Origin of the sequence: Actinospineispora spinosispora DSM 44797, from assembly GCF_000429025.1 — a bacterium.
Lineage (GTDB): Bacteria > Actinomycetota > Actinomycetes > Mycobacteriales > Pseudonocardiaceae > Pseudonocardia > Pseudonocardia spinosispora.
The window spans coordinates 71,184-79,050 of record NZ_AUBB01000029.1; the positions used below are offsets into that span (position 1 = coordinate 71,184).

The window sequence follows — 7,867 nt, forward strand, 5'->3', positions numbered from 1 at the left end:
TCACGGTCGAATCGGAGTTCATCAGCTCAGTTCCCATGTCTCCCCTGGAGCGTCGTCTAGGTTCTTTTCATCAGGTGGTCCGCGTAGGCCAGCAGTGCGGCTTCGGCACCCGGCCTGGCGAGGAGATGCGTGGCCACCGGAGCCGTGGGAACGGTCACGGCGGGCCAGCCGAGTGCGTTCGCCACGGCGGTTCGCGCCACCAGACGGTTCGATGTGGTCAGCACATCGCTCGCGTATTCGTCCCTCATCTGGGCGACGGTCGGCGGCGGCCCGTCGAAGACCGGCGACCGAATGATGTCCACGCGTCGAGCCAGCAGTGCGTAGGTTTTCCGCCACTCGTGCATCACCGACCGCGCGTCCTCGACGGCCATCGTGTCCACGATCGACATTTTCCGGCGTAGATCGCGGCCGTATTTCTCCGGATACAGTTCCGATCTGGCTTTGTGCTGCGCATAGCTTTGTCGTCGAAACAGAACCCAGTGCGCGCCCGGTAGCGGCAACGCCCCGAGTGCGTCCGCGTCATCGACCCGGAGGGCCGTCGGTTCCGGGAGCTCGTCGATCTCGAGCAGCCGCCGCAGAGTGGGTACGTCCCTGGTGAAGTACCCGATCGAGTCCAGCGTCGGCGCGAGGGGGTACACACCGTCCATCGCCCGCGATCCGTGGGCCGTCTTGAACCCGATCACCCCGCAACACGCGGCGGGCACCCGGACAGAGCCCGAGGTGTCGGTTCCCAGTGCGAAGTCCACGACGCCGGATCCGACGGCGGCCGCTGAGCCACCGCTCGAACCTCCCGCACTGAGCTCCGGGCTGATCGGCGATCTCGTCAGGCCGTAGGTGGGGTTGAAGCCGCTGACACCGTAGGCGAACTCGTTGAGATTGGTCTTGCCGATGCACACCGCGCCGCGGCGCACCAGGTCGGTGACGATCGACGCGGTGACGACGGGGACGTGGTCCGCGTACAGCGGAGAGCCGTACGTCGTGCGGACACCGGCGGTGTCGACGATGTCCTTCACGGCGAAGGTCATGCCCGCCAGGTCTCCCGCCGGCGCCGACCTATCCGCGATGACCGCTTCCTCGGTCATGGGGGTGATCCACACGCCGTTTTCGGGGTCGACTCCGTCGAGCGCCCTGGCGAGATGGAGCGGTAGCCGCGGCCTCGATGATCGACTCATGTGAGGCTGCCCGCCGAGAGCAGGAAGTTCCGCGCCGGCTCCGTGTCGGGCTCGGTGAAGAACTTGTCCGGCGGCGACTCCTCCGCGATCTCACCGCTGGCCATGAACACGATCCGGTCGGCGACCGTCCTGGCGAAGTTCAGCTCGTGACTCGCGATCACCATCGTCCGTCCCGCACGGGCGAGCTGCTGCAGGACGAGCAGCACCTCGCCGATCGACTCCGGGTCCAGCGCCGAGGTGGGTTCGTCGAGCAGGACGGCTCCCGGTTGCATCGCCAATGCCCTGGCGATCGCCACCCGCTGCTGCTGGCCGCCCGAGAGCTGGCCAGGGTACTTGCTCGCATGGCCGCCAAGGCCCACCTCTTCCAGGTAGGAGACGGCGTAGTCCAGGGCCGCCGCGTCCGGGACGAGCCGGTGGACACGCGGCGCGACCGCCACGTTCTCGGCGGCCGTGAGATGGGGGAACAGGCTGAACCGTTGAAACACCATCCCGAGTTCCCGACGCCGGCGGGACACGACGTACTCGGGCGCCGGACGCGGCTCGCCCCGCCGTTGCGTGTAGCCCAGCGGCGACCCGTTCAGGAGAACCAGACCCGACTCGGGCGTCTCCAGCCGGTTGAGGCACCTGAGCAAGGTGGACTTGCCGGAACCGGACCGCCCGAGCAGCACACACACGTCGCCTCGGCGCACCTGAAGGCTCACGTCCCGGAGAACGACCTGCTGCCCGTAGGTCTTGTGGATGTTGCGGACCTCCAGGACCGTGTCACCCTCGTGCGACCGGTCGGCGCCCACGGCCCGGACCGCACTCACCGGTGCCCGCCCCTCGTGCGGGGTGTCCGAGCCAGGTTCGGCGACCGAGGTCATGTGCCGGCCCAGACGGGCCTCCACGAACCGCTGCGCCACCGTCAGGAGCGTCACCATGATCAGGTACATGACGGCGACGGCGCTCAGCGACTCCAGGATCGCGAAGTTCTGTGTGTACAGCCGCTGACCCGACAGCGTGAGCTCCACCAGCGAGATCACCGAGGCGAGCGAGGTGTTCTTCAGGTTGGAGATGAACTCGTTGCCCAGCGCCGGCACGCAGACCCGGATCGCGATGGGCAGCACCACCACCCGCTGGACCGCGAGCGGACCGAAACCGAGCGCCCGGCCCGCGTCCTTCTGCTCCTTCTCGACCGCGAGGAGTCCGGTCCGCAGCGCCTCCGCAATGTAGGCGCTCTCCCCCAGCACGAGCGCGACCGCGGCCGCGACGAACGGGTCCGACAGCGTGTCCCGCAACGCCGGCACGGCTTCGGGCAGGGCGTTGTAGACGAAGATGAGCAGCACGATCAGGGGCACGCCGCGGAACAGCCATATCCAGGCGGTGCAGGGGTGACTGAGCCACCGTCGCCCGCTCGTCCTCCCCAGCGCCAGCGGAACTGCCACCACGAAACTCAGCAGGTAGGTGACCAGACCCAGCAGCAGCGTGGTCCTCGCGCCCTGCCACACCAGCGGCGAGGTCAACGCGTCGACGAAATCACCCGCATCGAAGCTCATGGTCAGTTGCTTCCCGCCGGTCGACCGGCCAGCGCCTTGTCGACGTCGGCCGCCGACACCGGTCCCAGCCCGTATCTGTCGTAGAGGCGGCGCAGTTCGCCGGAGTCGGTCAGCCGCCGCAGTGCCTCGGTGAACCAGCTCCGCCAGCGCGCATCGCCCTTGGCCACGGCGATACCGGCCACGACCGGGGCGAGGAGGCGCGTGTTGCTCACGACCAGGTCGTCCTTCCGGTACTGCTCGGCGAACGCCACGGCACCGGCGTTGTCCATGAAGAACGCATCCACCCGGCCGGCTACCAGGTCCTGCACCGCGGCGACACCGGTGGGCAGCGAGCGGACCGCGATCGGCCGACCAGCGGCGGCGCACTGCTGTCCGAGGCTCCCGGTCGAGAGCGCGAGTGCGTCCTCGACACCGCCCTGCAGCGTCGACACCGGGTGGCCGCAGAGGTCCGTCAGCTCCTGGGGCCGAAAGCCGCTCGCCTGCCGTACGAGAAACCCGGCTCCACTTTCGGCATAGGGGATCAGGTCGACGACTTTCGCGCGCTCCGGCGTGATGTACATGAATGAGGTGATCGCGTTGCACCGCCCGGCCTGCAGGCCGGCTATCAGCGAGCTGAACCGCGTATCACTCATCCGCAGCGTCGCCCCCATCGCGGTGGACGCGGCTCGCAGGAAATCCGGGTCGAACCCTTCCTGGTGTTCTCCGTTCACGTAGTTGAACGGCGGATCGGTGAAGTCGTTGCACGTCGTGACCGTGCTGATCGGCTCACTCGTCGTGGGGCCCGGTACGGATCCGTCACCCGAGGAACACGCCACCGAACCGAACGACAGCGCGACGGCGATGGCCAGGAAAATGCTCGTGCATACCGTACGACGCATTCATTCACTCCTTTCGTGAACTGTTTGTTCCTGGCCGTGCGTAGGGGCTCGCGCTCGGGCGGGAACGGCCTGGCACGCCAGTTTGCTGGCGCGGTAGGCGTAGCACAAGTAATGTTGCAGCCTCTGTCATTAGCGTTCGTAATAGTGAAGTCGCCCGTTCTCCCCGAGGAGTTCTCATGGAGCTTCGGCACCTGTCCGCGATCTCGGCCATAGCCAGGAAGGGGTCCGTCAGCGCGGCGGCGGCCAGTCTCGGGTGCACCCAGTCGGCGGTGAGCCAGCAGATCAAGGCATTCGAGAACGAACTCGGCGTTGCGCTGCTCACCCGCAGAGGCGGTGCGCGACCCGTGCGCCTGACCGACATCGGGGCACGCGTGGCGGTGCACGCGGCCGCGATCCTGACCAGGGTCGCGCTGGTCGAGAACGAGGTCGCCCGGCACACCTCCGGGACCTCGACGGTGCTGCGGGTCGGAACGCTCGGCAGCACGGCGCTGCACCTGCTCCCCCAGACCCTGCGGCTGCTGCGCAAACGCTCCACGGTGAAGGTGGAGCTCGCCGAGGAACACGGCGACACGCCACTGCTGGCCTCGGTCGAACGAGGACAGCTCGACGTCACGTTCGCCCACCTGCCGCTGCCGCGGGGCCCGTTCGAGTGGCGGCATCTGCTGACGGTGCAGCAGGTTCTCATCGTCGGGAGAGGTCAGCTCGACGAGAACGTTCCTCCGGAGGACGTGCTGCGGGAGGCGTGCCGGCTGCCGTTCATCTCCTTCAAACAGGTTCGTCCTCCGTACGACGCCATCCGCCAGCTCCGCGCGCTCGGCTACAGCCCGCAGGTCGTGATGCGCACCGACGACAACCGGACGTTGCAGAACCTCGTCGGGATCGGCCTCGGCGTCGCGGTGGTGCCGGAGACCGCCGTCGACCCCCACGACGACGCGATACGGGTCGTCCAGAACATCCCCGACCTGCCTCCGTGCCCGTTCGGGGTCGCCTGGCACAGCGAGATGAGCGTGCCAGGCGAGTTCATCGACTGCGCACTGGTCGCCGCCAGGAGCGCGGCGGCGAAGCTGAAGACCCGCCTCTCCGCTCCGTAGCGGTCACGCGATCAATGGGTCGCCGAGAAGACTCTCGCCCCGACCCCGGCGACCAGGTCGATGAACTCGGCGCGTTCGTCCGGGGACAGTGCCCGGTCGTACACCGAGGCGGTGAGCCGGTCGGTGGTGTCCTCGGCCTGCTCGCGCAGGGCGGCGAGCTCGGTGCAGTCCGGGAGTGTGCCCTGCCAGCCGAGCTGGTGGGCGAGGTCGGGCCGCCCGGTGGCCAGGGTCGCCTGCAGCGGTGACAGGCCGGCCGCCGTGGTGGCCGCGAGGTGGAGTCCACCCCGCAGTTCCCGGAGCAGGAACAGCAGCTGCATCAGCCGTGCGGGCCCGGCGGCGGCCGGCAGCTGGGCACACCATCCGGCGAACAGTGGCACGCAGCTCGGGTCGGCCGCCGCGACGACGCGCCCGGCCAGCTCGATCAGCCGCTCGGTGCCGGTGATGTCGGACAGGTGGTGCTCACCCCAGGCGGCGATGGCGCGCCCGTAGTCGTGAGCCGCCCGTCGTGGTGCGGCGACGTCGATTCCCGCGTTCCACTTCGCCCGCACCATGCCCGGTTCCCAGAAACCCATCGCGGCCGCGACGACACCGGCGTCCACATCGCCGAGAACCCCACCTCGGCCTGCGAAGTAGAAGGACAGAAGGTCGCCGTAGCCGAGTCGTCCGCCGAACGCCTCGGTGTCGGCGTGCGTCAGACAGACGAATCCCACCCGGTAGACGGTGGACTCGGCCTCGGCGAGCGCGGTCTTCATCTCGGTACGTCCTGACATGGCTTCTCCGTTCACGTGAGTTCTCACCAGGGGCGACGCCGCACCGTGTCGCGGTCCGTCCGCCGGTGAGCTTCGGCTTCCGGAGTTGAGACGCACGCCGGGTGCCGAACTCACCGGTCCCCGGCCATCACCGATGAGTCGCCCGGGCTCTGTGCGTCACATGTGCAGACGCATCCGACACGACCACGAGGGCGGACCCGACCATGTCCAAGACCATGATCGTCCAGTACCGGACACATCCCGAGACGGCCGAGCAGAACCAGCGGCTGGTGGAGAACGTCATGGCCGAGCTCTCCGCCGGCAACCCGGGCGGCGTCCGGTACGCCGCGTTCCGGCTCGGGGACGGGGTGAGCTTCATCCACGTGGTGACGCTCGACGGCGACGCGAACCCGTTGGCGGACTCTCCCGCGTTCGCCGAGTTCCAGCAGGGAGCCGAGTCCCGTCTCGACGGCCCGCCGGAGCCGAAACCGGCCCAGCTGATCGGGTCCTACCGGTTCCTCACGTCCTGACGCGGACCGGTGGCCGGGATGCGGGTGCTGCTGGTCGAGGGCGGCCCCACACGGTCAGGGGCGCTGGCCTCGATCATCCAGCGCCGTGGCCACCATCCGACGCGGAGCAGGCTGGACGGACCGATCGCCGCCGACGGCACCGACGTCGTGGTGCTCGACCTGGACCAGCCCGATCCGGCCGGGTTCGGAGCGCTGCGCAGGATACGAGCGGTCAGCCGCGTCCCGGTGCTCGTCCTGGAGAGTCCGGCCCAGCTGGACTCCGTGGTGCGGTGGCTCGAACTCGGAGCGGACGACTACCTGGTCAAGCCCGCGATGACCGACGAGCTCGTGGCCCGCATCGAGGCTCTCGCGCGGCGCGCGGCGACACCCGCCGGGCCCCCGGAACAGGTCGTGCGGGTGGCGGACGTCCGGGTCGATCTGCGGCGACGGACGGTGATCGTCGGCGACGAGACGATCAGGCTCACCGGCAAGCAGTTCGACGTGCTGGCGACGCTGGCCCGGCGTGCCGGATCGCCGGTGAGCCGGCACACGATCATGGTCGAGGCCTGGGACGACGGCCCTCAGCCGAACTCGCGCTCGCTCGACGTGCACCTCGCGGCGCTGCGGGCGAAGCTGCGGCGGCCGGAGCTTCTGCGGACGATCCACGGGTTCGGCTACCTCTTCGGGTGAGATCACCTGCCGGCGACCGGTCAGCTCACGCGACCGAAGGAAGCAAGTTTTAGTCTCTGTTGCTGAACGCTGTATCCACATACGTTTGTGCCGATATCCCGGCCCACTACCGATAGCGGGACGGCAAGCGTCGAGACACCACATCAGGACTACCTACCGCAAAAAAAAGTATCATGTTGAATTGAACTTCAACAGTTCTTCAAACTGTCCAAATTGAAAGTTAGAGCAAGCTTCATGGTTTAGCCTGAGGGTAACTTGCGCCGATTTCTCTCGTTACACCGAGCATGTTGCGTAATCTGCTCATGACCGCAGCTCTACTGGTCACTCCTATTGCCGCCACCGCTCCGGTAACGGCACACACGGTCCCGGCCGCACTGACCGTGCAGACGGCAACGCCACTGGGCCTGACCAATGACCGACTACTACCAGGGCAACGACTTGCGTCTGGTGAATCACTGACCGTGCCGGACACGAGGAGCCCTGAGGACAAGGGCGGCTTCGTCTCCCTCGAGATGCTACCGAAAGGAAATCTCCTCATCGAGGCATGGATCCCGCCCGGTCACGGTAGCTCTCAGCGATGGAACAGCGGAACAGACGGGAACCCTGGAGCACGCGTCGAAATGCAGCTCGACGGCAATCTGGTGATCTACAGCGTCACCGACAAGCCTTTGTGGGACTCGAAGACCTCCGGACACCCCGGCGCTTACGTCGTCCTTCAGGGTGACCGGAACCTGGTGATGCACGATGTCACCGGAAACGTGATCTGGGCGACAAACTCCAACGACTGATCGCGACTGTGGCGTATCCCAGCGGGATACGCCACAGTGCTCGACAAGACTGCGACTACTGGTTCCGGACCATGTAGTAGTAACCCACTCCGTATTGGTTACCGGTGAAACACGCGCCAGCACCCTGCTGCTCGCCCTTCTGAGCGGAGAGGGACTTCACCCTGTTGCATTCCTGCAGCGTTCCGAATGGGCCGCGCGGCCGGAAGTTGTCCAGTGCATGTGCCGTGCCGGTCGTAACATTGGCGACCAGTAGTGCGGTAACGCTACCGAGCAGGACCTTCTTCGTGATCATCATCAATCCTCCGTCACCATTCGAACACACCTACATACATCTTTACAAGTCAACAATCAGCCCCGCTCAATCAGGGGCAGATAAGCTCCACTGGAGACACGTGTACATTAAGACGAAATTCTCTGGAGCAATTTCGAGTTCACTCGAACTGTGACATTTCCGG

9 protein-coding genes are annotated in these 7,867 nt (G+C 66.9%); 4 read left to right on the top strand and 5 right to left on the bottom strand.

The features are described 5' to 3' along the window. Positions 1 to 56 precede the first annotated feature (56 nt). From G406_RS53990 to G406_RS0114730, 3 genes are all read right to left on the bottom strand, one after another. Positions 57 to 1,082 (bottom strand): amidase family protein, encoded by a 1,026-nt coding sequence (locus G406_RS53990; protein ID WP_051342106.1) that lies wholly within the window; start codon positions 1,080 to 1,082, stop codon positions 57 to 59. An 86-nt stretch (positions 1,083 to 1,168) separates the two neighbouring features. Next, positions 1,169 to 2,707, bottom strand: coding sequence for an amino acid ABC transporter permease/ATP-binding protein (locus G406_RS0114725; protein WP_028934455.1), 1,539 nt, complete (start codon positions 2,705 to 2,707; stop codon positions 1,169 to 1,171). A gap of 2 nt (positions 2,708 to 2,709) precedes the next feature. After that, positions 2,710 to 3,585 carry a transporter substrate-binding domain-containing protein gene (locus G406_RS0114730; protein WP_028934456.1) on the bottom strand — a complete coding sequence of 292 codons (876 nt, stop codon included), beginning with the start codon at positions 3,583 to 3,585 and terminating at the stop codon, positions 2,710 to 2,712. A 176-nt stretch (positions 3,586 to 3,761) separates the two neighbouring features. Between G406_RS0114730 and G406_RS53995 the strand changes: the two genes are divergently transcribed. Then, on the top strand, positions 3,762 to 4,676 hold the full coding sequence (locus tag G406_RS53995) for a LysR family transcriptional regulator (protein ID WP_051342107.1): 915 nt from the start codon (positions 3,762 to 3,764) through the stop codon (positions 4,674 to 4,676). Positions 4,677 to 4,687: 11 nt separating this feature from the next. Here G406_RS53995 and G406_RS46890 read toward each other — a convergent pair whose 3' ends face one another. Continuing rightward, positions 4,688 to 5,446 (bottom strand): SCO6745 family protein, encoded by a 759-nt coding sequence (locus tag G406_RS46890; RefSeq protein WP_156934880.1) that lies wholly within the window; start codon positions 5,444 to 5,446, stop codon positions 4,688 to 4,690. Between the two features lie 203 nt (positions 5,447 to 5,649). On the opposite strand from G406_RS46890, the gene G406_RS0114745 reads away from it, so the two are divergent. The 3 genes from G406_RS0114745 (at position 5,650) to G406_RS55635 (ending at position 7,412) form a co-directional block, all read left to right on the top strand. After that, a complete protein-coding gene (locus G406_RS0114745) occupies positions 5,650 to 5,955 on the top strand; it encodes a hypothetical protein (protein WP_051342109.1) in 306 nt (101 codons plus the stop codon). A gap of 18 nt (positions 5,956 to 5,973) precedes the next feature. Then, the gene (locus G406_RS0114750) at positions 5,974 to 6,624 is read left to right on the top strand and encodes a response regulator transcription factor (RefSeq protein WP_028934458.1); all 651 of its coding nucleotides are present in this window, start codon (positions 5,974 to 5,976) and stop codon (positions 6,622 to 6,624) included. Between the two features lie 302 nt (positions 6,625 to 6,926). Continuing rightward, positions 6,927 to 7,412 (top strand): hypothetical protein, encoded by a 486-nt coding sequence (locus G406_RS55635; protein ID WP_169736690.1) that lies wholly within the window; start codon positions 6,927 to 6,929, stop codon positions 7,410 to 7,412. Between the two features lie 55 nt (positions 7,413 to 7,467). Here the strand turns inward: G406_RS55635 and G406_RS0114760 are convergent, their stop codons facing one another. Next, positions 7,468 to 7,707: a hypothetical protein gene (locus tag G406_RS0114760; RefSeq protein WP_028934459.1), complete on the bottom strand. Its 240-nt coding sequence runs from the start codon at positions 7,705 to 7,707 to the stop codon at positions 7,468 to 7,470. Positions 7,708 to 7,867: the final 160 nt, after the last annotated feature.

What these genes read in the sequence shown, in the direction of transcription:
- G406_RS0114750 (WP_028934458.1), top strand. Translation starts at nt 5,974, where the DNA reads ATGCGGGTGCTGCTGGTCGAGGGCGGCCCCACACGGTCAGGGGCGCTG.
- G406_RS53995 (WP_051342107.1), top strand. Translation starts at nt 3,762, where the DNA reads ATGGAGCTTCGGCACCTGTCCGCGATCTCGGCCATAGCCAGGAAGGGG.
- G406_RS46890 (WP_156934880.1), bottom strand. Translation starts at nt 5,446, where the DNA reads ATGTCAGGACGTACCGAGATGAAGACCGCGCTCGCCGAGGCCGAGTCC.
- G406_RS0114760 (WP_028934459.1), bottom strand. Translation starts at nt 7,707, where the DNA reads ATGATGATCACGAAGAAGGTCCTGCTCGGTAGCGTTACCGCACTACTG.
- G406_RS53990 (WP_051342106.1), bottom strand. Translation starts at nt 1,082, where the DNA reads ATGACCGAGGAAGCGGTCATCGCGGATAGGTCGGCGCCGGCGGGAGAC.
- G406_RS0114725 (WP_028934455.1), bottom strand. Translation starts at nt 2,707, where the DNA reads ATGAGCTTCGATGCGGGTGATTTCGTCGACGCGTTGACCTCGCCGCTG.
- G406_RS0114745 (WP_051342109.1), top strand. Translation starts at nt 5,650, where the DNA reads ATGTCCAAGACCATGATCGTCCAGTACCGGACACATCCCGAGACGGCC.
- G406_RS55635 (WP_169736690.1), top strand. Translation starts at nt 6,927, where the DNA reads ATGACCGCAGCTCTACTGGTCACTCCTATTGCCGCCACCGCTCCGGTA.
- G406_RS0114730 (WP_028934456.1), bottom strand. Translation starts at nt 3,585, where the DNA reads ATGCGTCGTACGGTATGCACGAGCATTTTCCTGGCCATCGCCGTCGCG.